A 26,606-nucleotide genomic window follows, 5' to 3' on the forward strand; every position below is an offset into this window, starting at 1 on the left:
TCCTACAGCACTTTGGGGAGTTGCCCCAACTTTTTAAGACGTTCTAATAATTCGTCGAGTTTGCCGGGTGCCACGATCGCCGTCAGGTCATTCAATCGTGTGAGAATAAACGGCGCAGTTCGCGGATTAGACATCAGAGTAGTGAGTAAAAGCGGCGTAGCAACCTCGATCAGCGACACCCGATCGTGCAGGGTAGCGATCGCTTGATTTGAGGTGACCGCTTTGCGTTTTGTCATCCTCCCGCCCTCAAGATTTGATCAGCCATCAGTTGTAAGTCAGGAAACATAACAGAGACAACTTGATTGTCCCCTCGAAACTTTCTCGACTGATAAGCCTCATCCTTGAGAGTCAACACTGCTAATACTGTTCTATCTGGGTCAATCTGCCAAAACTCAGGAATGCCTCGCGCTGCATACTCCTTCGGTTTTTCAACATAGTTACGATTGTAGTTATCGCTACCTGGTTTCCCTGGTGAGACGACTTCGATCACCAGCGACGGGATAGGCATCTCAAAAGTGAGTAGAGCTTGCTTCTGACCACTGATAGCGATCGCAGATTCTTCTGAATGAACCATCAAGTCAGGCTCCCTAGCTGTGACTTCGCTGCTACTGACAGAAATTTGCTGCTTGATTCCCAATCGACTATAGGAAATGCCCAGTTGCAAAAAAGCTGCAATCAGAAAAACAGCAATCTGAGTATTCAACGTACTTTCAGCACCCTTCTCAACTAACTCCCCATTAACCAGTTCATAACGGGTGTCAGTGCCATCGTCATAGTCAAGATATTCCTCAATCGTTCTAAATCGGGGTTTGGCTTGCGTCATTGGCGTTAGCTTCGCTCCACATAGTGTTCGCCCTCCAGTTTGCCTTACGCTGCTTTGTCGATCAACTTAGGAACGTGGATTTATTAAGGTGTAACTTCTCGCCCTCCCCCTCAGGAGCTACGGTGTACACCAATCTTTGTCGCTGCGTTTGGGTCGGCTTTTGCCCCCTAAATCCCTCATTCTGGGGGACTTTGAGCTAATACTCTGGTTTCAAAGTCCCTCACTCGTGGGGGATTTAGGGGGCAAAAGTCTCGGCGACGACAAATCAGAGGACTTTTACAGGTTTTTAATCCACGATCCTAAGTTACTAATCGGGTCAAGTCTTGAAGTTAAATCTCAGGATATCGCACTCACGCTAAATCACGATCGCTGTTCTGTCAGTTCTACGAGAGAATCTCTTGCGATCGCTTGCCCGGCAATATAGCCCGTCGTCCAAGCGCTTTGGAAGTTAAACCCGCCCGTAACGCCATCAATGTCTAACACTTCGCCCGCTAAATAAAGCCCCGGACAGCAGCGACTCTCCATCGTTTTGAAATTGACTTCTTTAAGATTCACGCCGCCACAGGTGACAAATTCTTCTTTAAATACTCCTTTTCCATTAACAGTGTATTTCCCTTGAGTCAGTTCTTGAATCAGCAGATTGAGCGTTTTATTTGAGAGTTCTGCCCAGCGAGCTTCTTTATGAATGCCGACAGCAGCCGTGAGTTTTTCCCACAAACGACGAGGTAACAGCACTGGGCAACTCGACCCGATCGCTCGTCTCGGCAACTGCGATTTGACTGCCAACAATTCTTGCCGCAGCGCTTCTGGATTTTGCTTGGGCAACCAGTTAATCACCAGCGTGGCTTGATAACGATGCTCATGCAGAACTCTAGCACCCCACGCAGACAACTTCAGCACCGCCGGGCCGCTCAAGCCCCAGTGCGTCACTAACAGCGCTCCAGTTTGCTCTAGTTTGGTGTCGCCTACCTGCAACCGCAACCGCACCGGATCGACGGCAATTCCTGACAAATCTTCTAGGCGATCGTCCGTCAAGTTAAACGTAAACAGAGAAGGGGCAGTCGGCTCGATCGTATGTCCCAACTCTTTCGCAATCTGATAGCCTTGGGGATTGCTGCCCGTCGCAATTAATAATCGATCGGCGTTGAGAACTTCGCCTGATCGCAATTCAATCTCAAAAGCGCCATCTTTTTTGATAACTGATTTAACGCTGGCTCCTAGACAAACATTAATTCCAGCGTCTTGAGCTTGTTGAATTAGACAGTGAGCGATCGTGGCAGAATTGTCTGTAATCGGAAACATTCGCCCGTCTGCTTCGGTTTTGAGCTTGACGTTTCGCGCTGTAAACCACTCGACCGTATCTTTAGCTTGAAATTGACTAAAGGCACCCCGCAGCGCTTTGCTACCTCTGGGATAGTTCTGCACCAGGATTGCCGGATCAAAACAGGCATGGGTGACATTGCAGCGTCCGCCACCCGACACGAGCACTTTGGTGAGCGGTTGCCGACTCGCTTCGAGCAGCGTCACATCAGCGCTACAGTTGGTTTGGGCACAGGTGATCGCACCAAAGAAGCCAGCCGCTCCTCCTCCAATCACGACCACTTTCAACGGTTGAGATAACAAAGAATTTGGTTAAAAACGATAGAGACTTAATTCTAACGGGTGAGGAGCGATGAGATTGATCGAGCGGTGGTAGTTGTCGTTGAAACTGTGCGATCGCATCCAACACGTCTTTTACTCTATTTTGCCAATCTCTAGAAGGCGCGAATAGCCTCCCGGAAAATAGGCTCTCGTAGGTAAGGTTTGAGTGAGTCGGGCGTACCCAAATCAACCGAACTCTCTAAAATCTCTTCTAGGTATCGTTTTAGACGGACAAACGTGAACAAACCAATTGGACGATCGAACTCTACTAGCAGATCAACATCGCTGTCTATTCGCGCTTCATCTCTTGCCACTGAACCAAACAGAATAAGAGACTTCACGCCAAAATCTTTCAGCGTGTTCTGATGGTTGGTCAGTATTGCAAGGGCTTCATGTTGTCGCATTACACAGCCTACAACTAGGAGAAAGATCTACTGTCGTTGAAATGGTGCGATCGCTGCGTTTAGTCGGAAAAGATTTGTTAGTTTGAGCCGAGATCATCAAAGGTTGCTCGTTGCATCTGACGTGCTAAATCTTTCCCATCCAGCATCTTTTGGATCGATGCTAATCATTCGTCCTGAAGCTTTTGAACGATCGATATACACTTGAAAAGCTGCTAAGTCTTCTCGATTAGTCAAAACATAATGACGTAGCTCATCAAGGCTCATCAAATCATTATAGTTTGCAGATGTCATGGCTCGTATCCTCCAGTTGGTTTAATCTCAAAATCAAGATTTTCTTCAACAAGTACGTATAAGTTTCCAGTGCGTTCATCTATCCTAACGAGTTCAATGCTTCTACATTGCCTCACCTCTCCATAAGCATTCAGTATTTAGAATTTAAAGATAACTTTTGTCAGAAAATTGCTTCATCATTCGTCTAAAGAGTTGGTAGTAGGTTATCGAACTTATCAATGATAGTAGTAAATAAATCACTGCATACAGCATCTTTGAATAGCACAATGCTATAAATGGTAGAAGAGTACCGACAATAAAGAAGACTATCAGGAGAGACCTAAATGAAGTCTTATAAACGCCTGTAATAAACCTCTGCTCACTCTTTCCCATATTAAAGTTGAAAAGCTGTGAGTCTTCTGCTTCTCCTAGAAATTTCTTTATCTCTATTTCATAAGCTTGAAGGTTGTAAACAAAATACCATCCATAAGCCTGCTTAATCAGAAACAAATATCCAATTATGTCGATAACTGCTAATATGCTTAAGAAACCTAAAAACAAAATAGAACTAGAATCAAGCTTAGAATTTATAGGTGCAATTAGGTCAGAAATAGGCTTCCATATAACTATCACTGCACCTGCTGCTCCAAAGAGTTTGAAATCATCAAAAGTACTCTTGATAAGTTCATCACACTTTTCGCTGAGTCTTGTATACTCTTTGTAAAGATAGTCAATTTTCTGATTAGAATCTGTACTCATCACTAGGTACACCCTATCTCTGCTGTAAACCTGATTGCCCTATTAATAGCCTCAAAGCAAACTGACTAATCCACAACTTTAAGATAATTTAACTTTAAGGTATCAGTAACTTCGGCTACTGCTTCCACTGAGGATTTGAGGTATCGCTATTTCTGGGCTTAATGTTTCTGCCTATTTCAAGGCTTCTTCGAGCTTATTTTGATTCCACAGAGTTCGATACAAGCCGTCTTTCTCTAGCAATTGCCCGTGAGTTCCCGATTGCATGATTTGCCCTTGATCCATCACGAAAATCCGATCGGCAGATGCCGCCGCCGAAAGTTGGTGAGAAATAAACACTACCGTCTTACGCTGGGTTCCTTCTGAGAGATTTCTCAAAATCTGGGTAGCGGTTTGGTTGTCTACACTCGACAGCGCATCATCTAAAATCAAAATCGGGCTATCGACTAAGAGCGCACGGGCAAGAGCAGTCCGTTGTCGTTGACCGCCAGAAAGGGTGATGCCTCGCTCACCGACGATCGTGTCATAGTGCTGCGGAAAGTTAAGAATCTCATCGTGAATTTGCGCTTGTTTTGCCGCTAACTCAACTTCAGATAACTCTGCATGAACCTTGCCATAGCGAATGTTGTTTTTAATCGACGTGCTGAATAGAAAACTTTCTTGCGGTACATAAGCGATCGCGCTTCGCAAATCTTCAATCCGCAAACTTGTAATGTCATATCCATCTAAAAATAATTGACCCGGCGAAATATCTAATAAGCGAGGAAGCGCATTTGCCAAGGTGGATTTGCCGGAGCCGATCGCCCCCACGATCGCCACAGTTTCCCCTGGAGCAATCTCAAAGCTGATGTGATTGAGCGCCGGAACTGCCTTTTCTGGCTCACTGGTGGGATAGGTGTAAAGCAAATCTCGCGCCGTTAATCTGCCTTTCACCTGGTCGATCGCTAACGGAATTGCATCAGGTTTATCTTTAATTTTGGGTTCAACCGTGAGAATAGATTCGACTCGATCGATACTCACTTCACCCCGTTGGTAAGCTGTGATCGTAAAGCCCAGCAGCGCTGTCGGAAACACTAACTGTCCAACAAGCAGCAAGAGCGCGATGAAATCACCGACCGAGATTGTGCCACTGGCGATCGCGCCACCGCCAAACCACAGCAAGATCAATCCGCTTAAATAACCCAAACCTTGGAGAATTGGAAACAGCGTATTGCGAGTCTTTGCCAGTTCCAGATTCGCATTCAACAACTGCCGATTTAATTGCCGAAACGCCTTACGCTCGTTTTCTTCTTGACCATAAATCTTGATCAGCGCAATGCCGCTCATGTCTTCTTGAATCAACTCGCTCATGGTCGAGAGTTCTTCTTGCACGGCAAGCTGCTGATTTCGCAACTTATGGCTAAACAAATTCACCAAAATCAACATAAACGGATAGACCGAGATTGCCATCAAGCTCAATCTCACGTTAATCCGCATCATGACAGGCAGCGTCAGGGCATAAGCAAAGGTTGTGTTTGCCAAACTCAGGACCGCAAAGCCAAGCAAGCGCCGAATGTTTTCGACATCGCTCGTCGCTCGGTTGATTAGATCTCCGATCGTATTCGTCGCAAAATAAGACGGCTCTAGCCTGAGCAAATGATTAAAAATCTTTTGCTTGAGATCAAACTCAACTTGCCGCCCTACCCCAAACAGCAAAGTTCGCGAGATCATTCGCACACACCACATCACTGAGGCAAGCACCAAGATCAGCCCCACAAAATATAAAACACGATCGACGCTGAAGGTGACTCCTAACTCGTCGATCGCGTCTCGAATCAACAGCGGAATGTAAACCGCCAGCGCGTTCACAACTAGCAAAGTGCCGATGCCCAACGCCGTATTGCGCCAGTGGGGACGTAAATAAACCCCTAGTTTTTGAAGTTGGGAACGCGCCATGATTAGGGACTCTATCAAAAATTTAGAAACTCTCTCATCCTATCGCTATCTCCAATGTAGAGACACGACATGTCGTGCCCCTACGTTCGATCGCAATTTGGAATTGGGTTTAGATGGTGCTGACGGGTCTAATCCAACCCCGCAGGAAATAATAGATAGAGGCAATGTATTCATTGATCACGCGGGAACTCAGAACAAATGCCTGAGTGTTGGGCAGCAAATCACCTAAGCGAAAACTGCGCTCAGTTAAATCTCGACCCTGAGTGCGCCGTCGCAGTGAGTCGCGCTGCGGCAGCGTATGAAAATCAGTGGGGCGAGAAACGATCGTGACGACTGTTTCTGATCCCTGATTATTAAACTCTCGATTAAACGTCAGTGCCGCTCGACTCATCTCGATCGCAGAGGTGACTAAAAAAAGCTGATTTCCAAAGTTGACCTGTCGAGAGCGCAGCAATGCTCGGACGTTGAACGCGCTGTCGTGCATGGTAGGGCTATTGTTATCTTCTAAAATGCCGCCCAACGGAACGCCCTGACTTTGCAAAAATCTCACAATATCTCTTGATTCTGCGGTGCCTTCTCGCGTCTCGCCCTGTTTACGATCGCGTTCCTCTCTAGACCCAGCACTCACCACCAGCAGAGGATTGTTGCCCCGCGTCACTTCTTCTTGATAAAGTCGCGCCGCATAGATTAAGCGATTGCCCTGCTCGGTGAGTTGAGTCGGCTGCTGAGTCAGAATATTGTAGGCATTTTCAGTTAATGGCTGTGGCGGCTGAATCAGCGGTGCTTGAGCGTTTTGATTGGGTGTCGGGGCAGGAGCAGGCTGAGTTCGCGGGCGAAGCTGGAGCCGAGTCGTGCCTTGACCTAGCAGCACGATGACGCGCCGTCCTCCTATTGCCTCTGCCGGAGCCGCACGAGTGATTTGTAGGGCTTGAGCTTCTGCGCGTTGACCCAGAAAATAAGACACCGCCGGGATGCTCAAAATCAGCAGCAACGGAATTGCAATTCTGAGCAAGATTAAGCCCGTTTTAGAAACCGTCCCCCTAAAAATTCCTGGTAAGACGATTAGCAAGAAAATCAGAATTAACCCCAAAGGGCTAAATGGAATAGCAAGAACCTGCCAAATATCTCCAAATAGCCCCTCAGCCGGGCCACCTCGATAAAAAGTGATGGCAGCCACTCCTAGCAGCAGCAAAATAACTAATCCGCCTAAAAATGCTCTAGGCAGTGCTTTGAGCAAAACATACCAGGTGAAAAGCCCCACGACAATCCAAAGCAACACCTGGGTCAAGAGCACAAATACGTCTGTTACCAATAAGACCATGCTGTAATTCCTTAAAGTTCTGTGGCGAACCTCGTTTAGTATTTAGACTCAATTCATAAAGCACGAAGTTAATCTATCAGTCATGCATTCAGGAAGGCATTTATGCCTCAAAACCCCATTTCGTCTAGGATTGTACCGAAAATTGCCGATTTGTCATCCAAAATTAAGTACGATCGCCGCAATTTTTTTCAAACTGAAGTTTAAAGTGCAGAACTTTAGTAGAATTCTCGGCGCTAACCTGGCTCAAAAAGGGTAAAAGTCGTGCAAAATGCAGGATTGTCACTCCCAAACGCAAGCTTAAATCTAAGCAGCGCGAATTTTGGTCAGTTAGAAGGGTGTTGTAGACAGTGAGGTAACGATCGGTGGAATTAATTCTGGCAGGAATTGTGTTTGTTGTAATCTTTTTTCTCCTAATGCAAGAGCTTTTTGGGAGCAAAAAGAAAAAATAACGGCGATCGAGATCTGGGATCAAGCAGACAACCCGCTAAAAGTTTGGCGAGATCCTGGCAATCTCACTTAAACCTTCTGTAAGCGTTTGATGAGCTTGTCCTGAGAACCGGGGCTTTTATTGAATAAGGTTTTAGGATTTAGAACGAATTCCTAAGCCTTGAAAAGAACTGCAATTTCGTGAGGATCTAGCGTGCAATCAGATAAACCAGCCATTTTAGTCACCGGAGGAGCCGGGTATATTGGCTCCCATGCGGTGTTAGCCCTTCAACGCGCCGGGTATCACGTCGTCATTCTCGACAACCTGGTCTATGGACATCAAGACCTCGTAGATCAAGTGCTCAACGTCGAATTAGTGGTGGGCGACACTAACGATCGGGCGCTGCTCGATCGCCTGTTTTCCTCGCGCAAATTTGCGGCAGTCATGCACTTTGCGGCCTATGCCTATGTGGGCGAGTCAGTCACTAAACCCGACAAATATTATCGCAACAACGTGGTGGGCACCCTGACTCTGCTAGAAGCAATGACGGCGGCGGCGATCGACAAATTTGTCTTTTCTTCGACCTGTGCAACTTATGGCGTTCCCAATACGGTGCCGATCCCAGAAGACCACCCTCAAAATCCGATTAATCCCTACGGGGCGACGAAGCTGATGGTCGAGCGGATCTTGGCTGATTTTGACCAGGCATACGGACTCAAATCGGTGTGCTTCCGCTATTTCAATGCCGCAGGTGCAGACCCTAAGGGGCAGTTAGGCGAAGACCATGCGCCAGAAACCCATTTGATCCCGCTGGTGTTAATGACCGCATTGGGCAAGCAAGATTCAATTTCAATTTTTGGCACCGATTATCCGACCCCGGACGGAACGTGCATTCGCGACTATATTCACGTCACTGATCTGGCTCAAGCACACGTGCTGGGGTTGGAATATCTGTTAAAAGGCGGACACTCAGAAACGTTTAATTTGGGCAACGGCAGTGGCTTCTCAGTCAGAGAGGTAATTGAGAGTGCGCGTCAGGTAACGGGAACCCCGATCGCTGCCATCGAGCACGATCGTCGCCCTGGTGATCCGCCTGCGCTGGTAGGCAGTGGCGAAAAAGCCCGAACCATTCTAGGCTGGAAGCCCGAATATCCCGACATCAGTCAGATTCTTACCCACGCCTGGCAGTGGCACCAAAAGCGTCACGGAGCAAAATAATCGTGAAATTACGTAGGGCATGGCATTGCCGTGCCCGTCGCCCTTGCAAATAACCAACATTATTCAATCCACAATCCTAAAATGCGCCTACCCTAGCAAAAATGACGTAGAGGGTTTTTAGAATCAAAACCAGATCATAGAGCGGTGTCCAGAGAGCCTGATAGCGCAAATCAAGCTTGACAATATCCTCAAAGTCAGTAATGGTCGATCGACCGTTAACCTGCCATTCACCCGTCAACCCTGGTTTAACGGTTAGACGCTGCCAGTGATGTTCACTATAGTGAATCACCTCATCAGCAGTGGGCGGGCGCGTCCCTACCAGGCTCATTTCTCCAGTCAAAACGTTCCAAAATTGCGGTAGCTCATCTAGACTGGTGCGACGGAGAAACCGCCCGACTCTGGTGATCCGAGGGTCTTGCTGATTTTTGAAGATCAGCCCTTGTGCCTCGTTCTCAACTTGGGTCTTTAGCGCCTCTGCATTGTTAACCATTGAACGAAATTTATAGATGCGAAACGGCTTGCCCATCAGCCCATATCGCTCCTGACTATATAAAATATTGCCGGGGCTATCGAGCCGAATGACGATCGCCATTGGCAAGAAAATTAAGCCGACGATTCCTAGCCCAATGAGGCTGCCCATCACGTCGATCGCTCGTTTGACAATAGAGCAAGTCGATCGATGCGGGACGTTAAGGTGAACAGAAGCCGTAATCATAAAATCGGCAACCCCTGATTAAGATTTAGCGCGTACTGTCGAGCTAGTTTCAGTGATGGGAACGGTGAAAATACTGAAAATGCCTGTCCAGTCATGCGTATCCCAGAATATAGTTAACGTCTTAGTGAGCGACAGTGCTAAACGCAACACTTCCTCAAATCTTTTTGTTGCTTGAATAAATTAAACTTTTTGTGAAGTTCTGATGAAGCGCTTAGGGTTGAAGAACGTAGAGCCGTAGTCTATTTGGGAAAGAGGTTTGGTGCGTGACAGAATCGGACGATCGTTTAGAGGCTACTGTTGGGCAGATTGCAGAAACCGTGCTGGCAGCGACTGACGCGATCGAACAACTCGCCGATCGCTTAGATGAGTTGTCGTCTCAAGTTCAGCAGCAGGGCTATGAAATTTTTGCCTTGAGCGATGCGATGCAAACGTTAGCAGCAAACCAGGCTGATACCCTCATTCGACTGTCTGAGTTGACCGAAACTTTGCAGCAAATGAATGCGTCTTTAAAAGAAGCTGATGATTCTCCCTCCGAGGAATTACGGAGCAACCGAGCTTAAGACTCAAAATTCTGGCGATTACGATTCTTTGCGTAATTCATTGAAACTTGATAATTCTGTCGAGTTGGAAACAATTTGCAGACAAAGTTTTATACTTTAGAGTTCAACCTTTGATGCCTGGAGGTTGAATGAGTCAAGACCTTTGAGTATTACCCGAATGGGTAAGTGATTTTGACCGGGGTTGTAAGGCAAACTCTATAACAGGGCATTGAGGACGGCAACTCCATGACACTTGCAGAAGAAATTGCTGACAGATGGCGTTTACAGTTACAGAGTGATCTGCCCAAGAGCAGTCGATCAACTCACGAAACCATCATTCAATGGCTTTTAGGAGAAGACCAAGTGCGGTTTGACGACTTGCTTCCCCATCAGCTAGAAATCGCCAAACAAGCGATGGATTATCGCTATCGCATTCTGTGTCAGCGCTATCTAGACGCAGGCCCCGAACGTGCTTATAAGGGGCTGATTCAGCGATTGAGTAGCCTATTTTTGATTCGCAACAAAATCCGCACTTGGATTGCGCTCTCGCGCGATCGTCAGCGATCGGTCGTCGATGTGCTGCAAGAAGTGATCCAAGAATTGCTGCAAAATGATCACTATATGCAGCAGCAAATTGCCTGGATTGCTCAATGTACGAGCGATCCCCGGCTTCGCAATGCGCTTGTTTTAGCCAGCACCGAAGAATATTGTCTCCGCCCGATTCGCAATCAGCCGCTGCTGGTCTATCGCTTTGTCAACTATCTGCGACGCTCTCAGCGTGGCGGTATGACTCAAGTTCCGGTTGCCGATTTTATTCGCCTAGTCTCAGAAGAGATTGCGCCCGACGACTCTGAAGGGTCAGTCAGCTTGCTCGACGGGCAGGCGATCACTCACTATCAAGAAGCGCAGGCGCAAGAACAACAGCAAGAACTGCGACAGACGATCGCGCAAGAGTTTGAGTCTTATTTAGCAGAGCGAGTTGATCCCCTGGCGGCTGAGTGGCTCAAACTTTATTTGCAAGGGCGATCGCAGGAGGCGATCGCCCAAGATCTTGATATGCCCATCAAACAGGTTTATCGACTGCGAGAAAAGGTTAACTATCACGCGGTTCGAGTTTTCGCCTCTAAAAATCAGCCAGAACTTGTGACCGAATGGTTAGGACGATAAGGATCGTAAATTAAATAAAGTAGGGGCATGGCACTGCCGTGCCCGTTGGTGTTGCAAGTAACCGCGATATTATTTAATCCACGATCGTAAGCCAAATGTAATCCCTACGACTCATGACAGATTCAGAGTTTGCTTTAATGAATCACAATTGACCCGAAACGTCATTGGCGATATTCACTATGACCGTTGCAAACTCGATCTCAACCAAAGCTCCTCTGTCTCCAGAAGACCTGCAAAAGATAGATGCCTACTGGCGGGCTGCGAACTATTTGTCGGTCGGGCAGATCTACTTGCGCGACAATCCTTTACTTAAAGAACCGCTCAAACTGGAGCATGTCAAACCGCGATTGCTCGGTCACTGGGGCACTACGCCCGGTCTAAATTTCATCTATGCTCACGTCAATCGACTGATCAAACGCTATGACTTGAACGCGATTTATGTCGCTGGGCCGGGGCATGGCGGGCCGGGAATGGTAGCAAACACCTATCTAGAAGGCACCTACAGCGAGTTTTACTCCAACATTACGCAAGACGAAGAAGGGATGCAAAAACTGTTCTTGCAGTTTTCCTACCCTGGCGGAATTCCGAGTCATGCGGCTCCTGAGACACCGGGTTCGATTCACGAGGGGGGTGAATTGGGGTATGCGTTGGTTCACGCTTATGGTGCGGTGTTTGACAACCCTGATCTATTTGTCTGTGCTGTGGTGGGCGATGGTGAAGCCGAGACAGGCCCGTTAGCGGCGAGTTGGCACTCCAATAAATTTATCAATCCGGTGCGAGATGGGGTAGTGTTGCCAATTCTGCACTTAAACGGCTATAAGATTGCTAACCCGACGGTTTTAGCGCGGTTAGACGATCGAGAGTTAGAACACCTGTTCATTGGTTACGGATACAAACCCTACTTTGTAGAAGGGAGTGATCCGGCAACGATGCACCAGCTAATGGCGGAAACGCTGGATACGATCGTCACCGAGATTCAGGGCATTCAGCGAGAAGCTCGAACGCATGGATTCACCGATCGTCCTCAATATCCGATGATCGTGATGCGGACTCCGAAAGGGTGGACAGGGCCAAAAGTCGTCGATGGCGTTCAAATCGAGAACACGTTTCGAGCGCACCAGGTGCCACTATCAGAGCTTGCCAGCAAGCCAGAACACATACAAATGCTGGAATCGTGGATGAAAGGCTATAAGCCAGAGGAACTTTTTGACCAAACAGGCAAACTGATCCCCGAATTGGCGGAACTGGCTCCAGTGGGCGATCAGCGCATGGGGGCAAATCCTCACGCTAACGGCGGTTTATTGATCAAAGATCTCAGATTGCCCGACTTTAATGACTATGCGATCGATATCAAAGATCCCGGCACGGTCGCAGCGGAATCAACTCGCGTGTTGGGAATGTTTCTGCGCGATGTGATGAACTTAAACGCAGAGCAACGCAACTTTCGAGTGTTGAGTCCTGATGAGAATAACTCGAATCGATTAACGCCTATTTTAGAAGCCACCGATCGCGTCTGGGCTGCCGAGATTTTGCCCGGTGATGATCACCTTTCTCGTGACGGTCGCGTTATGGAAGTGTTGAGTGAGCATCTCTGTCAAGGGTGGCTAGAAGGCTATCTGCTCACAGGTCGTCACGGATTTTTCTCGTGCTATGAGGCGTTTATTCACATCGTTGACTCGATGTTTAATCAGCACGCCAAATGGCTCGAAGCCTGTCGTCATATTCCCTGGAGAAAGCCGATCGCGTCGCTCAATTATTTGCTAACGTCCCACGTTTGGCGACAAGATCACAACGGATTCACGCACCAAGATCCGGGCTTTTTGGATGTGGTGATCAATAAAAAAGCGACGATCGTTCGCATTTATTTGCCCCCGGATGCCAACACATTGCTCTCGGTTGCCGATCACTGTTTACGCAGTCGCCACTATGTCAATGTGATCGTCGCCGGAAAACAACCCGAACTGCAATGGCTCGATATGGATGCGGCGGTCAAACACTGCACCGCAGGATTGGGAATTTGGGGATGGGCGAGTAACGATCAAGCCTGCGAACCCGATGTAGTGATGGCGTGTGCAGGCGATGTCCCGACTCTGGAAACGCTGGCAGCCGTTGACTTTTTGCGGTTGCACTTCCCCGATCTCAAGATTCGCGTGGTCAACGTTGTGGATTTAATGACGCTGCAACCTCAGACCGAGCATCCTCACGGCATTTCCGATCGTGAGTTTGACTCGATTTTCACCACCGACAAGCCAATCATTTTCGCGTTTCACGGCTATCCTTATCTGATTCATCGCTTAACCTATCGCCGCACCAATCACGATAATCTACACGTCCGAGGCTATAAAGAAGAGGGAACCACGACAACCCCCTTCGACATGGTGGTTTTAAATGATCTCGATCGCTTCCATTTAGCGCAAGATGTCATCGATCGAGTTCCTCAACTAAAACATCGTGCCGCTTATGTGAAACAGATGATTCGAGATAAACTAATTGATCATCAGCATTACATTATTGAGCATGGTGAAGATATGCCAGAGGTAGAAGATTGGAAATGGCAATATTACAGTGGTTCTAATGCTGAGAAATCACAGCCGAAAACCACCGTAGAACAGACCTCTGACAAAGAGGCGATCGCCACAGGCGAAATGGATGACTCGGCTGCTTCGGCTCATTCATAGCGTAAGGCTGACTTGCCCTCTCCCTTGGGAATCGCCCCCTAAATCCCCCATTCTGGGGGATTTAGGGGGCAGAAGCCGCTGACAACGAAGCGAAAAAACTCGTCGAACTGACATCATATTAGCCTCCACAATTTACTCCATCTACTAATCACAATCGATGAGCCTAAGACTTTACTTTCTCCGTCACGGACAAACCCCTTTCAGCCGTGAAAATAGCTACTGCGGCGCTCTTGATCCTGAGCTAACTGACGAAGGCACACAAATGGCAGAAGCGTTTGCCATCGCCTATCAAGCCACTCCTTGGACAGCCATTTTCGTCAGCCCGATGAAACGCACGATCGCCACTGCAAAACCGCTTTGTGACGCAGTTGGAATCGGAATGCAATTGCGAGATGGATTGAAAGAGATCAAATATGGTAAATGGGAAGGAGAAACCGTTGAAGCCGTTCAGGCAACTTATAGAGAAGAGTATGTGAAATGGTTGGCAGAACCCGCTTGGAATGCTCCAACAGGCGGAGAAACGGCAGTCGAAATTGCCAACCGATCGTCCTCTGTGATTACTGAAATTCAGCAGCATTACCCCGATGGAAATGTTTTAGTTGTATCGCACAAAGCCACGATTCGGATTATTTTGTGTAGCTTGCTAGGCGTTGACTTGGGGCGGTTTCGCACTCGCATTGCGGCTCCGGTTGCGTCGGTCAGCGTTGTAAAATTCGATCGTCACGGGCCTTTATTAGAGCGATTGGGCGATCGCAATCACCTAAGTGAGGCGTTGCAAGCATTGCAGGGAACATGAAAATTTTAGTGCTGAATGCTGGCTCAAGTAGTCAAAAAAGCTGTCTTTATGAGTTAGATGGCGAGTTGCCCAATCAGCCACCACAGCCGATTTGGGAAGCCAAAGTCGATTGGACTCATCATCAGAGTTTTGCAGAAATTGAGGTCAAAACTCAGCAGGGAGCCGTTTTACAAGCAGAGATTCCGGGGCAAGACCGACCCGAAGTGATCGCTCAGATGCTCGATAAACTGTGGAGTGGTCAAACCGCCGTGATTCAGCAGCCTTCAGACATTGATATCGTGGGTCATCGGGTCGTTCATGGCGGACAGGACTATCGAGAAAGTGTCCGAGTTACCGCAGAAGTGAAAGCAGCGATCGCTCGTCTCGCCATTTTTGCTCCGATTCACAACCCAGCCAATTTAGAGGGCATCGACGCGATCGAACACGTTCTCGGATCGGTGCCACAAGTCGCCGTTTTTGATACGGCTTTTCACTCTAAATTGCCCTCATCGACGACGGTTTATCCAATTCCCTACGAGTGGTTTGAGAAAGGCATTCAGCGCTATGGATTTCACGGCATTAGTCATCGCTATTGTGCCGATCGAGCCGCTCAACTTCTGCAACGCGACGCATCAGATTTGCGATTGATCACCTGTCATTTGGGCAATGGCTGCTCGTTAGCTGCGATTCGGGATGGTCGTAGCGTCGATACCACAATGGGCTTCACACCGCTAGAAGGCTTGATGATGGGCGCTCGATCGGGGTCAGTTGATCCCGGAATTCTGATTCATTTACTGCGGCAAGAAGGCTTTAATGCTGACACGCTCGATCGGATGCTCAACCAAGAATCTGGCTTAAAGGGCGTGTCTGGAGTCTCTGCCGATATGCGACGAATTCGAGCCGCGATCGAGCAAAACAATCCCCGCGCAAAACTAGCGTTTGATGTTTATATTCATCGGCTTCGTGCCCAAATTGGAGCGATGCTGCCCAGTTTAAATCGACTAGATGCGTTAGTTTTTACAGCAGGCGTAGGTGAAAACAATCCAGAAGTTCGATCGGCTGCCTGTGAAGCGTTTGAATTTTTGGGGTTGAAACTTGACGACTCAAAAAATACTAATCATCCTAAAGATCAAGATATTGCAACGCTGGATTCAACAATTCGAGTATTGGTAATTCACACTCAAGAAGATTGGGCGATCGCGCAAGAATGCTGGAAAATCTTCACTCAATGAACTGAATCACTCGAACTTTAGAGCCAAGCAGATCACGATATTGAGCAGATTTCGCTTCGATTTCTTGCAATCGCCCCAACGCTAAACCACACGGTCTACCATATTTTGCTTGAACCCGATCGCTGGCGATTTGTAGTGCTGTCTGCGATCGCTGAACAAAATCATCAAGATCATAGTCATGATTGGGAACGAAATAATCTTTAACCACTAGAGACATCATCAAATAACGTCGCTCCGCCTGCGATGACTAACTGAGCGTTTGGATAGTCGTTTAACACTTGCTTACAGGCTTGCAGCAATCGAATTGAATTCTTTCGAGGTTCGATGCTGCCCACCGTTAAATAGATGGGAGATCCTGTTAGGTGCGATCGCTCTTTAAACAGTGGTTCAGAACCATTGAAATTAGGAGAGAATCGCTTTAAGTTAACACCCTTAATCACTCGCGGAGCGTGAATCTGATAATGTTGCTGAAGTTCATTTTGCCATTTCTCACTTACACACAAACAGAGATCTGATTCACGAATCGATCGATCCTGACATTGCTGAAGATAAAGGCTAATGTAATCTTCAATGTGATGAACGGTTCGCACAAAGTGAGGAATCTGCTGTTGCTGAACGAGTTTTGCTAACGCATTAGCACTAATGCAATCTTGAGCGTGATAGACATCATAAACAAGTTGAGCCTGACTCAGATAGTCTACAAATTCTTGAATGCGTTGTTGAATAAGTTTATCAATGTCAGTCGGTGTCGATCGAGCAGGCACAGCCCCATAGTCACAAGATAGCGGATAATCAAATCCTTTTCCATCTTTATCCAACGCATAGACGCAAACGCAATGACCTAAACCATGCAACGCCTCTGCTAACTCCAACGTGTGAGGAACGCTTTCTCTAGGCTTTGTGGAGTAGGTAAATAAAGCGATCCGGTAGAGGCGATCGTCTGTCAGTACAGAAGTTTTTGGCATTTCAATTGAAACGAGTTAGTAATAGTTCTCAGTAATAGTTCTCAGATTGCAGCATTTTTTCAAAACGACAAATCACTTGCCCCTCACCCCTGCTAATCTAAAACTGTGAAGCCAATATTGAGAGTTTTTTATGAATTATCTTGTGGCAGTGCTGGACGATCGCATTCAGGCAGAAGCCGCTTACTCTGCGCTAGAAAAAGACGGCTTGCCGATGGACAAAGTATCAATCTTGGGCAGAGGCTATAAAAGTGCCGACGAATATGGCTTGATTGACCCCAACGAGCAAGCCGGAAAACAAGCCAAGGGAATGGCGGTTTGGTTGGTGCCATTTGGGTTTGCGGCTGGCTTATTGTTTAACTCCATCACTAAGTTGGACACGTTTCCATGGGCGGGCGCGTTAGGAAATCAGCTAATCGGTGGGGTGCTGGGCGCGATCGGGGGCGCAATGGGCAGCTTTTTTATTGGCGGTGGCGTAGGGCTGGTGGTGGGCAGTGGAGATGCCTTGCCCTATCGCAATCGCCTCAACGCTGGCAAATATATCGTGGTCGTCAAAGGGTCAGATGCACTGACTCGCAAAGCAACCAGCATTTTGCGCCAATTTGAGCCAGAAAATCTGCAAGGTTATTTTGATGCCAGTGATGTCTAGAGTCTATAGGAGGGCACGTTAGTTTGTTTGGCGTCTTGTTTGGATCTCAAGGGGATGTGAGTACTGTAACGATTTTGCAAAAAAACATTCGGCTTCAAGGCATCTATGTGGGCAGTCGCGATATGTTTGAAACTATGAATCGAGCGATCGCGCTGCACCAGCTTGGACCCATTGTCGATCGAGTCTTTTCGTTTAACGAAGTCCGTGAAGCTTTGAACTATCTAGAAAGCGGTGCTCAATTCAGTAAGGTTTGTTTAAAGCTTTCCTAACATGAGCCATCCGGGACAGAATGGCAGAGTCGCCAAACGCTCAATTCAGTAAGGTTTGTTTAAAGCTTTCCTAACGCTAGACGAGTGAATTTTGGGGTCAGGGTTAACTCCTTACAATTTAACCTAATAAATTTCCTGACACTGATAGTAAAACTGCGTAGAATAATATACTAAGCTACTCAAGATTGCGTATTCGATCTGGCTTCAAAGATGTTCATAATCCTTGCCAGTCTTTTACGTTTAAGCGAATATCTTGCATGTGCAAAAAGGGTGTAACGAACGTACTTCTCAGGGTGTAAGTTTTCCCTTTGGTGGATGCTCCGATCGACTGATGTTTGTCGATTCAAAGTTTTTACGTTGGGCGCAAATAAATCTATGTAAAGCTTCTTTGTGGAGCATTATGTAGTTTCCATGTGTTTGACCCACAGTGCAGCATCATTGGGCACAGAACGCTACAGTATCATCACTTAGGTGTTTTCCCCAGTACTCAATTTTCTTCACCCTGCTGAAAAAAAGCCCTATAGCAATGACTTTAAGAGTGCAGTTTTTAAGTACCCCCCGATCTGACCGCAGTCTCTCTGGTGTTCCTCTAATGAGTAATCAAACTCGAAAATCGTCTCAAAGACCTTGTTTTCAGTCCAAAATTGCGATCGGAGTGTTGGCTGGCTGGCTAGCAAGCAACTTCTCAGCCCAAGCGATCGCGGCAGACATCGCGATCGGCAACGGTGGCATTAAGTTCGATCGGGATACCACCCTTGAGCCAAGCTTTCTAGAGTCTCATGGGGCTTATCAGTCTACGTTTGGAGTCCTCAACGTTGACACCAACGAAAAGATCCCTCTATTGGTTGAAGTTAAGCCTGCTGACGCATCTGCTTCGGTAGGTCGCCCCTCGACAAAAGTAAACGATCGAGATACTCGATTAGACTTTGCAGGCACCCCCGGAAATACCGTCCCCCAACCGATCTCCAAGTTCACGTTTCGGGCGAACAATAATTATGTTTTCTATTTAGAATCCACTCTCAATGGTCGCCCCGCTGGGATTGTTTACTCCACAGACACCCTTAACCCCAATCAAGAACGGCAAGTTGTTTTTGCAGGCAAACCCGCCGATCTTTGCAACCCAGACGGCATGCTCATAGCGTGGGATGACACTGGCTCAAAACTAGTCAAAACTCGACAGCAGCAAGACGAAGATTTTGATGACTACATTGTCAGACTGCGCGATAGTGCCTGTGCCCCCAAGGCAAGTGAGCCTCCGGGTGTGATAGCAGGTGCTCCTCCTGGCAGTGTGCCGCCGGGTGCATCTGGCGGGGGGGGAGACGGTGGACTGATTGGGGGTCTAGGTGCACTGGGGGCAATGATCGCTCTCCTGGCACCGGATGACCATAAAAAGGATAATTCCTCGCGGGTGACCAATCCACCGGGAACTACTCCACCAGGAACCAATCCACCGGGAACCAATCCACCAGGAACCAATCCACCAGGGCCTCCGCCCAAAGATACCCTTCCTCCGGGTAAGCCAATTCCGACACCATCGACGTTTTTGGGGTCTACACTGGCACTTGGCTTAGTCGCGTTCACGAGAAGACGACAAGATAAGCGCCTTAAGAAAAAATAATCCTAATTCGATTTACGTGTACAGATCCTCATCAGGGTACAGCAATGCTCATCCAGAAAGAGCGCGGGGTATGGGCATGATAGGTCGTGCCCTCTCGTTGCCGCACAACTGAACGTGATTTTCTGCCCTCATTTCTGTTTGAGGCTCTAAAATCAAGCCAGTGCTGTGGTTATTAGCTTCTCCAATGGTTCAATATACGCTTGCTCAAAGCCCCGAAGTCATTCTCACAGTTTCGGGCAAAGACTCCGCAAAAGCCCGTGAAAAGGCAATGGATCAACTCATGGAATTGATGGATGACGGTAAACTGCCGACTGATTTAGCAGATGGGTTCAGTCCGAAACAGTTTATTGAAGTCAAAGACCCCGGAGCGATCGCTGCTGGTGATGAAGATTCACTCAATCAAGCCGTTCAGATTTTGAGCAGCCTCGCCACGCTCAAGCTGAAGGTTCAAGAGTCTCGCACTGAGGCGCTACAAGTGCGCGAACAGCTTGATATTTTGTTTTCAGACGATTTTGTGAGCGAGGAAGAAGTCATCCAACTCAAGGATGGCTTCAAAGTTCTCAAAACTTATGCTCAAGCAAATTTGCGATATCGAGAAGCTCGCGCCCAGGCAGAAGAGGCCCGTATCGTCTTAGATCAGGCGCTTCAGTCGCCTCCAGAGCCAAAGACTCACAAGGGTAAAGGTTGACACACTCCCCTGCCCTAAAAGGACGGGTGCGACTCGTTCGCTAGAAACTAATCTATTTCTAGATTGGGGGATTAGCGGCAAGGAGCCACAGGAACGCAAGTCCCGTTGAACCTCGACTCCAACAATGTTCGTATCGGTGAAATTCCGACCCTTTGTGGTGACAAGGTGAAGGATGGAGATTCAGCGATGGAGTTCTGAAGCTCTTAAAACACGCCGAAACTCCCATCAAGCGCCACGTCAAGGTCAAAGGAACGGTATCCCTCTACGATGGGAACTGGACGTACTGGAGTAAAAGACGGGGTGTATACCCTGGCATCAGCACAGAGTCTCAACTGCCATCAAGCGTCAGAAAGGCTAATGTGCTGAATGGGGACTTCATTTCCATCTGGATGACGCGATTGAAATTCATCACCTTGATGGAAATCATCGCAATACCAAAATGGAGAATTTGACAGCCATTCAACCGTCACTGTCACAACTGGATACACGGTGGAAACGGCAATCTCTCAACTCAATTGAGTACCCATACCCAGGGTCAATCTGGAGAGGAGCCGAGTAAGCGGAAACTCTCACGTCCGGTTTTGAAGCCAAGCATGGGAGGCGACCTCCATGCTTAGGTTAACGAAGTGTGTCAACCTACAACTATTTTCTGATGACAGATTTGCAACCGATTCAGGTGATTGGCGGAGGAATTGCGGGCACCGAAGCCGCGTGGCAAATTGCCCAAGCGGGCGTACCTGTGATTTTGCACGAGATGCGTCCTCAACGACTTAGCCCAGCTCACCACAGTGAGCATTTAGCTGAGTTAGTGTGCAGCAACTCGTTTGGGGCACAAGCCACCGATCGGGCATCGGGTCTACTCCATGAAGAATTGCGTCGGCTAGGCTCGATCGTCATTAGCAAAGCTAACGAACATCAAGTTCCGGCGGGGGGAGCGTTGGCGGTCGATCGCGCCCAGTTTAGCAAAGACCTGACTGACACTCTCGCCAACCATCCACTGATCGAATTGCGTCGCGGCGAACTTCCTCAAATTCCCGCCGAAGGAATTGTCGTTCTCACAACGGGGCCGCTGACCAGTCCCGCCCTAACGGAGGATCTACGTCGCTTTACGGGCATGGAATATCTGAGTTTCTTCGATGCTGCTAGCCCGATCGTCGTGGGCGAATCGATTGATTTTGAAGTGGCATTTCTGGCATCTCGCTACGATCAGGGAGAAGCCGCCTATCTCAACTGCCCGATGAACAAAGACCAATATTTGCATTTTTGGCGAGAATTAGGTCAGGCAGAACAGGCAGAACTCAAAGATTTTGAGCGAGAAACCGCCAAGTTTTTTGAGGCGTGTTTGCCGATCGAAGAGATGGCACGACGCGGCGAAGACACGATGCGCTATGGCCCGCTCAAACCCGTGGGACTGTTTGACGATCGCCTCGGCGATTTCCGTGCGCCCGAAAATCAGATCCATCGACCTTATGCAGTGGTGCAACTGCGTCAAGAAGACAAGGGCGGACAGCTTTGGAATATGGTCGGCTTTCAAACCAACCTGAAATGGGGCGAACAAAAGCGCGTGTTCAAACTGATCCCCGGTTTAGAGAATGCTGAGTTTGTCCGCATGGGTGTGATGCACCGCAACACGTTTATCAATTCTCCCAAACTTCTGCACGCCACACTGCAATTTAAACAACGCCCGACGCTGCTTGCTGCTGGGCAATTGAGTGGCACCGAAGGCTACACGGCTGCTGCTGCCGGAGGGTGGTTGGCTGGTACTAATGCCGCTCGTATCGCCTTGGGACTGCCAACCGTCTCACTCCCTGTCACAACAATGATGGGTTCTTTGTTTGACTTCATCAGTTCCGCGTCGCCCAAGCACTTCCAGCCGATGCCGCCCAACTTTGGCATTTTGCCCGCGCTGCCGCAGAAGATTCGCAACAAGCAAGAACGCTATGGCGTGTATCGCGATCGTTCCCTCTCTGATCTCGCCACCTGGAGCCATCAAACCAAGATTTCGGATCGGGAAGTGTCTGCGGCGATCGGAGCTTAGGATCGTGAATTAAATTTAAGAGGCAGATTTACGAACGGGCATGGCACTGCTATGCCCATTAGCCTTGCAAGTAACCGACATTCTTTAATTTACGATCCTTGGTGATTTTGCAAATTAGCGATTCAAGCAATGACCCTGTAAACCTTAAGTTCATCTTAAATTGGTCTAGAACTTGCGATTCAATCAGTTATTCTTGCAAAGCTTCAGTGCTGTGGGAATTCTAGAGAAGTCTAGTTTTTAAAAGTTGATCAAGCGGTGTCACCCTTTAGACTGAGTTGATCCCCACAACTTTAAGCTTTTAGTCAGATTTTTGTCTCTTTTCAACTCCGCTATCGTGCGGGTCAGCTTTGTTTTTAGAAGCTCGGTGCGATCGCTTTGCAGTTTTTGAATCTCACCGACTTCCAGGTTTCTCCTTCACCTAAGAGTATTTTTATGACGATCGATGCAACTCCGCAGACTCAAGTGGATACCGATCCCCATTCTGAAATTGAGTTCACGCCAGGTCATGAACCGTTGACGCTATCCGACTCGCAAAACCCTCTCAAGCGCGCGATCGGAGTTTACATCACCGTTCACGGGCACTTTTATCAACCGCCTCGCGAAAACCCTTATTTGGATGCGATCGAGCGTCAGCCCAGCGCTGCCCCTTTCCACAATTGGAATGAGCGGATTCACCACGAATGTTATCGCCCCAATGCCTTTGCCAGAGTGCTGAACGATCGCGGCAATATCGTCAAGATCGTCAACAACTACGAATATTTGAGCTTCAACATCGGCCCCACTTTAATGAGTTGGATCGAGCGTCATGATCTCGAAGTCTATCAGCGCATCTTAGAAGCCGACCGCAAGAGCTGCGATCGACTTAACGGGCATGGAAACGCGATCGCGCAGGCATACAATCACATGATTCTGCCGTTAGCAAATCAGCGAGATAAGCAGACTCAGATTCGCTGGGGCAAAGCAGACTTTCGATCGCACTTTGGGCGCGATCCCGAAGGCATGTGGCTGGCTGAAACTGCCGTTGACGATGCAACGGTCGAGGCACTGATTGCTGAAGGCATCAAATTCATCATCCTCGCGCCTTCTCAAGCGCAGCGCTGCCGTCCTCTAGTCGCGTCTGAACCCAACCTCTGGAGCGAAGTCGGCGGCAGTCAAATTGATACGACTCGTCCCTATCGCTGCTTCTTAAAAAAAGGACGCGATCGCTCGCTCTCTGACTCCTGGAACCTGGAACCCGATCCCGATGCTTACCTTGATATCTTCTTTTACGACGGCCCGATCTCGCGCGATATGGGATTTGACAGCGCCCTCAGCAGTTCTCACAATCTTGCGAGTCGGCTAGGTCAAGCCGTGCGCGGGGATCACCGACCTACTCAACTAATCGCAGTGGCAACCGATGGCGAAACCTTTGGACACCACAAAGCTGGGACTGAAAAATGTCTCGCCTACGCATTCGATGAAGAGTTTTCGCATCAAGGTTGGACGGTCACCAACTTCGCCCACTATCTCAGCCTTACGCCGCCGACTTGGGAAGTCGAACTAAAGCCCGTCACGGCTTGGAGTTGCGCTCACGGGGTCGATCGCTGGCAAGATGACTGTGGCTGTGGCGGCGGCGGTTTATGGAATCAGCAATGGCGACGACCGTTGCGCGATGCCCTCGATTGGCTGCGAGATCAGTTAACCAAAGTCTACGAAGACACAGGCAAGAAATTTTTTCGCGATCCCTGGTTAGCGCGAGATGAATCGATTCAAATTATGCGCGATCGTACCTCCACCAATGTCGATCGTTTCTTAGCCCAGCACCAAACTCACAAGCTCACCGCTGCCGAACGCATCGACGCTTTGCGGCTGCTAGAAATGCAGCGCCACGCCATGCTGATGTACACAAGCTGCGGCTGGTTTTTTGAAGAACTGTCACGCCCCGAAGGAACGCAGATTCTTCGCTATGCCTCAAGAGCGCTAGAACTCGCCGGAGATGTCGCCGGAGTGCAGCTTGAAAAAGGATTTGTGAAGCGACTAGCGCTGGCACCGAGCAACGTAGACTCCTTCAAAAATGGTGCCGAAGTCTATCGTCAACTCGTCGTGTCTGCCCAAATTAGCTTTGAGCAAGTCGCGTCACACTACGCCATCAGTTCGCTATTTACCTCATACACCACAGAAGAGCGGGTCTATTGCTATGAGGCGCATCAACTCGACTATCAGCAGCAGCGGATGGGTTCTCTCACTCTGGCGATCGGGCAACTGCATCTCACGTCAGAAATCACCCGCGAAACCGCTCATCTAGTGTTTGCTGTGCTGCACCTAGGCGGCTGGGATTTTCACTGCTGCATTCAGCCGTTTGCAGGGCGACGTAGCTATACCTCGCTCAAAGAAACCTTGATGGGATCGCTCAAGCAAGGCAGCGCGGCACAGACTATCTTGGCGATGAGTCAGATTTTTGGCAATCAGTCCTACAGTTTGCAGACCTTGTTTGCCGAAGAGCGTCACCGCATTATGCAGCTTTTGACTCAAGAAACCCTGACTCGATTGGATCAGCTTTACACACAGGTTTATCGAGACAATTATGGAGTGCTGATGGCGTTCCATCGGGACGAGTTGCCCGCACCGCGAGAATTGCAGGTCGCCGCAGAGATTGCCCTGAGTCATCGTCTGCTGTTAGCACTGCGATCGCTCGAACAAGAAACCAGCGATGCTGCCAGTGATCGTCTCGACGCAAGTTTAAATCACCTGCTCGAATTGGAAGCGATCGCGACCGAAGCCAACCACCTCCACTGCAATCTGACGGCGCTCGAAGCAAAACAAATCCTAGAGCGATTTATCCAGCGATCGCTCTGGCAACTGTTGCACTTTGATTCTAAAACCGCAGCGAGAGAAGTTCTGCGTTTAGAACGCTTGCTCGATCTAGGTCAGCAACTTCGGCTTAATCTCAACCTCGCCCAAGCTCAAGAATTGTATCTGCAATGGCTGCAATCTTCGCAGGACAGTTCTCAACCACATTGGCTCCGATTAGGGCAAAAGCTGGCAGTCAATGTCTCGATCGCTTAATGCTCTGAGAATAAACAGGGAGACGATCGATACAATTAGCGTATCGAGATTACCTAGGAAATAGCCATGCTGAAAAGCTACGAAGCGATTTATGACAATGGTCAGGTGAAGTGGTTAGGAGAACAGCCTTCGGTGCAGTCTGCCCGTGTGATTGTGACAGTTTTAGAGGAGACTGCATTGCCTGTGAAACGTCGATTTCCGCCAGATGCGATCGCGGGTAAGGGCAAAACCTTGGGCGACCTTGTGAGTCCGATCGTGGATGAAGAGGATTGGGAATGTCTCAAGTGATTGTGCTTGATACCCACATTTGGTTTTGGTCAATGACTCAGGAGTTTGAGCGATTTCCATCCCATTGGCGAGATATCATCGCAACAGCTAGACAAGTCGGTGTATCAGCAATCTCATGTTATGAAATTGCTCTAGCACAGCGGCGAGGACGACTAGAGCTGCCTTGTCCTGCTAATCAATGGTTTCAAGATGCGTTAGAACCAGCAGGAATCACGCTCTTCCCTTTAACTCCTGAGATTGCCTGCCGTGCAGTCGATTTATCTCCTGTTCACAGAGATCCGTTCGATCGCTTGATTATTGCGACAGCTTTGGAATATAGAGCGAAGCTTGCCAGTGTGGATGGTTTATTTTCTCAATATTCTGAACTTGACACTTGTTTGATGAAATAGTCAAACGCAATGTTTAAGCAATCGCAGCGATCGCCCTTAATTTTGCAACACCGGGCATGGCATGCTATGTCCCTACAAATTTCGCTGGAACTCTTCTACTAAATCGATCAGATTGACCTGGCATTGCATCGGCAGCAGGTCGATCAGAGGCACCTCACGCTTACCGCCGCCCAGCTTTACAGGGATGCCGCGAAGAATCTCTAATACCTGTTCTTCTTGAATCGATTTCTCAGACATTAGAGGATAAAGCTTTTCTGCTAAAACGGTGTGCAAATGGGCATCCGATAAATAAAGATGCCACTTTGCAACATCCATGTAGATGTTTTCGCCAATGTCTGCCGCTAGAGACTCGATTGTTTCAGACGTGCTTAACTTTGCCATAAGAGTAAATTAAAAAGGTTTGAGTGATAATTAACTACTAACGGTCAACTCCTCCTAGCGACCCCTATCCTTTGGATGATTTTGCAGATTTCTCTCGTGGCTTGAAGCCTGTTGCTGGGGCTGGAGTTGTTGCCACAGGTTCAGAATAGTCAGCGATCGCAAACACATAAATTCCGTGAGCCAGCAAAATCGCCGCCCAAATGCCAGTCACCCAGACTGACCAAGACCAGTCAGCCTTCTGCAAAATCTTAAAAAACCACATCCCAGAATTGACTGCCGTAAACAGGGGGACGTGAGTGGCAAACGTCATACGATCATCAAGGCGACGATAGTCAGCATCTTTACGATCGGGAATCCGAGACCAACGAGGAGGCATAG

At 48.4% G+C, this 26,606-nt stretch carries 28 protein-coding genes; 14 read left to right on the top strand and 14 right to left on the bottom strand.

The window, feature by feature from the left end:
• Nucleotides 1-2: 2 nt before the first annotated feature.
• The 9 genes from BRW63_RS04010 to BRW63_RS04045 all read right to left on the bottom strand — a co-directional run bounded on the left by BRW63_RS04010 (nt 3) and on the right by BRW63_RS04045 (nt 7,150).
• The gene (locus BRW63_RS04010; protein WP_073069641.1) at nt 3-236 is read right to left on the bottom strand and encodes a hypothetical protein; all 234 of its coding nucleotides are present in this window, start codon (nt 234-236) and stop codon (nt 3-5) included.
• A complete protein-coding gene (locus BRW63_RS04015; protein WP_073069642.1) occupies nt 233-823 on the bottom strand; it encodes a Uma2 family endonuclease in 591 nt (196 codons plus the stop codon). Before BRW63_RS04015 ends, BRW63_RS04010 begins: the two co-directional genes overlap by 4 nt.
• A gap of 360 nt (nt 824-1,183) precedes the next feature.
• On the bottom strand, nt 1,184-2,446 hold the full coding sequence (locus BRW63_RS04020) for a BaiN/RdsA family NAD(P)/FAD-dependent oxidoreductase (RefSeq protein WP_223257282.1): 1,263 nt from the start codon (nt 2,444-2,446) through the stop codon (nt 1,184-1,186).
• Between the two features lie 131 nt (nt 2,447-2,577).
• Nucleotides 2,578-2,868: a nucleotidyltransferase family protein gene (locus BRW63_RS04025; protein WP_073069643.1), complete on the bottom strand. Its 291-nt coding sequence runs from the start codon at nt 2,866-2,868 to the stop codon at nt 2,578-2,580.
• Between the two features lie 96 nt (nt 2,869-2,964).
• Entirely contained in the window at nt 2,965-3,159 is a 195-nt protein-coding gene (locus BRW63_RS04030) for a DUF6887 family protein (RefSeq protein ID WP_073069644.1), read from the bottom strand.
• The gene (locus BRW63_RS29880) at nt 3,156-3,275 is read right to left on the bottom strand and encodes a DUF6888 family protein (RefSeq protein ID WP_397428385.1); all 120 of its coding nucleotides are present in this window, start codon (nt 3,273-3,275) and stop codon (nt 3,156-3,158) included. The genes BRW63_RS04030 and BRW63_RS29880 overlap by 4 nt, the downstream gene beginning before the upstream one ends.
• 28 nt (nt 3,276-3,303) lie before the next feature.
• Complete coding sequence (locus BRW63_RS04035) at nt 3,304-3,897, bottom strand: pepsin/retropepsin-like aspartic protease family protein (RefSeq protein WP_073069645.1); 594 nt, start codon at nt 3,895-3,897, stop codon at nt 3,304-3,306.
• A 171-nt stretch (nt 3,898-4,068) separates the two neighbouring features.
• Entirely contained in the window at nt 4,069-5,829 is a 1,761-nt protein-coding gene (locus BRW63_RS04040; protein WP_073069646.1) for an ABC transporter ATP-binding protein, read from the bottom strand.
• Nucleotides 5,830-5,938: 109 nt separating this feature from the next.
• Nucleotides 5,939-7,150: a YdcF family protein gene (locus BRW63_RS04045; protein WP_073069647.1), complete on the bottom strand. Its 1,212-nt coding sequence runs from the start codon at nt 7,148-7,150 to the stop codon at nt 5,939-5,941.
• A 640-nt stretch (nt 7,151-7,790) separates the two neighbouring features.
• On the opposite strand from BRW63_RS04045, the gene galE reads away from it, so the two are divergent.
• Nucleotides 7,791-8,795, top strand: coding sequence for a UDP-glucose 4-epimerase GalE (gene galE / locus BRW63_RS04050; protein ID WP_073069648.1), 1,005 nt, complete (start codon nt 7,791-7,793; stop codon nt 8,793-8,795).
• A 76-nt stretch (nt 8,796-8,871) separates the two neighbouring features.
• Here the strand turns inward: galE and BRW63_RS04055 are convergent, their stop codons facing one another.
• On the bottom strand, nt 8,872-9,510 hold the full coding sequence (locus BRW63_RS04055; RefSeq protein WP_073069649.1) for a sugar transferase: 639 nt from the start codon (nt 9,508-9,510) through the stop codon (nt 8,872-8,874).
• A gap of 263 nt (nt 9,511-9,773) precedes the next feature.
• Here BRW63_RS04055 and BRW63_RS04060 point away from each other — a divergent pair, with 263 nt between their 5' ends.
• The 5 genes from BRW63_RS04060 to BRW63_RS04080 all read left to right on the top strand — a co-directional run bounded on the left by BRW63_RS04060 (nt 9,774) and on the right by BRW63_RS04080 (nt 15,901).
• Complete coding sequence (locus BRW63_RS04060) at nt 9,774-10,070, top strand: hypothetical protein (protein WP_073069650.1); 297 nt, start codon at nt 9,774-9,776, stop codon at nt 10,068-10,070.
• Nucleotides 10,071-10,295: 225 nt separating this feature from the next.
• Nucleotides 10,296-11,216, top strand: a complete 921-nt coding sequence (locus BRW63_RS04065; protein WP_073069651.1) for a HetZ-related protein 2 — start codon at nt 10,296-10,298, stop codon at nt 11,214-11,216.
• Between the two features lie 179 nt (nt 11,217-11,395).
• The gene (locus BRW63_RS04070) at nt 11,396-13,894 is read left to right on the top strand and encodes a phosphoketolase family protein (protein WP_073069652.1); all 2,499 of its coding nucleotides are present in this window, start codon (nt 11,396-11,398) and stop codon (nt 13,892-13,894) included.
• Nucleotides 13,895-14,051: 157 nt separating this feature from the next.
• A complete protein-coding gene (locus BRW63_RS04075; protein ID WP_073069653.1) occupies nt 14,052-14,690 on the top strand; it encodes a histidine phosphatase family protein in 639 nt (212 codons plus the stop codon).
• On the top strand, nt 14,687-15,901 hold the full coding sequence (locus BRW63_RS04080) for an acetate kinase (protein ID WP_073069654.1): 1,215 nt from the start codon (nt 14,687-14,689) through the stop codon (nt 15,899-15,901). The genes BRW63_RS04075 and BRW63_RS04080 overlap by 4 nt, the downstream gene beginning before the upstream one ends.
• Here the strand turns inward: BRW63_RS04080 and BRW63_RS04085 are convergent.
• A complete protein-coding gene (locus BRW63_RS04085) occupies nt 15,891-16,121 on the bottom strand; it encodes a hypothetical protein (protein WP_073069655.1) in 231 nt (76 codons plus the stop codon). The genes BRW63_RS04080 and BRW63_RS04085 overlap by 11 nt on opposite strands.
• The gene (locus tag BRW63_RS04090) at nt 16,102-16,866 is read right to left on the bottom strand and encodes an MSMEG_0565 family glycosyltransferase (protein WP_073069656.1); all 765 of its coding nucleotides are present in this window, start codon (nt 16,864-16,866) and stop codon (nt 16,102-16,104) included. The genes BRW63_RS04085 and BRW63_RS04090 overlap by 20 nt, the downstream gene beginning before the upstream one ends.
• A gap of 130 nt (nt 16,867-16,996) precedes the next feature.
• Here BRW63_RS04090 and BRW63_RS04095 point away from each other — a divergent pair, with 130 nt between their 5' ends.
• From BRW63_RS04095 to BRW63_RS04130, 8 genes are all read left to right on the top strand, one after another.
• Nucleotides 16,997-17,512, top strand: a complete 516-nt coding sequence (locus BRW63_RS04095) for a hypothetical protein (RefSeq protein ID WP_073069657.1) — start codon at nt 16,997-16,999, stop codon at nt 17,510-17,512.
• A gap of 56 nt (nt 17,513-17,568) precedes the next feature.
• On the top strand, nt 17,569-17,781 hold the full coding sequence (locus BRW63_RS04100) for a zinc-binding dehydrogenase (RefSeq protein ID WP_223257283.1): 213 nt from the start codon (nt 17,569-17,571) through the stop codon (nt 17,779-17,781).
• Between the two features lie 592 nt (nt 17,782-18,373).
• Entirely contained in the window at nt 18,374-19,399 is a 1,026-nt protein-coding gene (locus tag BRW63_RS28065; RefSeq protein ID WP_181314413.1) for a hypothetical protein, read from the top strand.
• A 160-nt stretch (nt 19,400-19,559) separates the two neighbouring features.
• Nucleotides 19,560-20,087: a hypothetical protein gene (locus tag BRW63_RS04110; RefSeq protein WP_280523186.1), complete on the top strand. Its 528-nt coding sequence runs from the start codon at nt 19,560-19,562 to the stop codon at nt 20,085-20,087.
• A 652-nt stretch (nt 20,088-20,739) separates the two neighbouring features.
• Nucleotides 20,740-22,125: an FADH(2)-oxidizing methylenetetrahydrofolate--tRNA-(uracil(54)-C(5))-methyltransferase TrmFO gene (gene trmFO, locus BRW63_RS04115; RefSeq protein ID WP_073069807.1), complete on the top strand. Its 1,386-nt coding sequence runs from the start codon at nt 20,740-20,742 to the stop codon at nt 22,123-22,125.
• 432 nt (nt 22,126-22,557) lie between these two features.
• Nucleotides 22,558-25,170 carry a DUF3536 domain-containing protein gene (locus tag BRW63_RS04120; protein WP_083582679.1) on the top strand — a complete coding sequence of 871 codons (2,613 nt, stop codon included), beginning with the start codon at nt 22,558-22,560 and terminating at the stop codon, nt 25,168-25,170.
• 66 nt (nt 25,171-25,236) lie between these two features.
• Nucleotides 25,237-25,458: a hypothetical protein gene (locus BRW63_RS04125; protein ID WP_073069661.1), complete on the top strand. Its 222-nt coding sequence runs from the start codon at nt 25,237-25,239 to the stop codon at nt 25,456-25,458.
• Nucleotides 25,446-25,847 carry a type II toxin-antitoxin system VapC family toxin gene (locus BRW63_RS04130; RefSeq protein WP_073069662.1) on the top strand — a complete coding sequence of 134 codons (402 nt, stop codon included), beginning with the start codon at nt 25,446-25,448 and terminating at the stop codon, nt 25,845-25,847. The genes BRW63_RS04125 and BRW63_RS04130 overlap by 13 nt, the downstream gene beginning before the upstream one ends.
• A 72-nt stretch (nt 25,848-25,919) precedes the next feature.
• On the opposite strand, the gene BRW63_RS04135 is transcribed toward BRW63_RS04130, so the two are convergent.
• Entirely contained in the window at nt 25,920-26,228 is a 309-nt protein-coding gene (locus BRW63_RS04135; protein ID WP_073069663.1) for a DUF3181 family protein, read from the bottom strand.
• A gap of 64 nt (nt 26,229-26,292) precedes the next feature.
• Nucleotides 26,293-26,604 carry a 2TM domain-containing protein gene (locus BRW63_RS04140; RefSeq protein ID WP_073069664.1) on the bottom strand — a complete coding sequence of 104 codons (312 nt, stop codon included), beginning with the start codon at nt 26,602-26,604 and terminating at the stop codon, nt 26,293-26,295.
• Nucleotides 26,605-26,606: the final 2 nt, after the last annotated feature.

Source organism: Phormidesmis priestleyi ULC007, from assembly GCF_001895925.1.
Taxonomy (GTDB): Bacteria; Cyanobacteriota; Cyanobacteriia; order Leptolyngbyales; family Leptolyngbyaceae; genus Phormidesmis_A; species Phormidesmis_A priestleyi_A.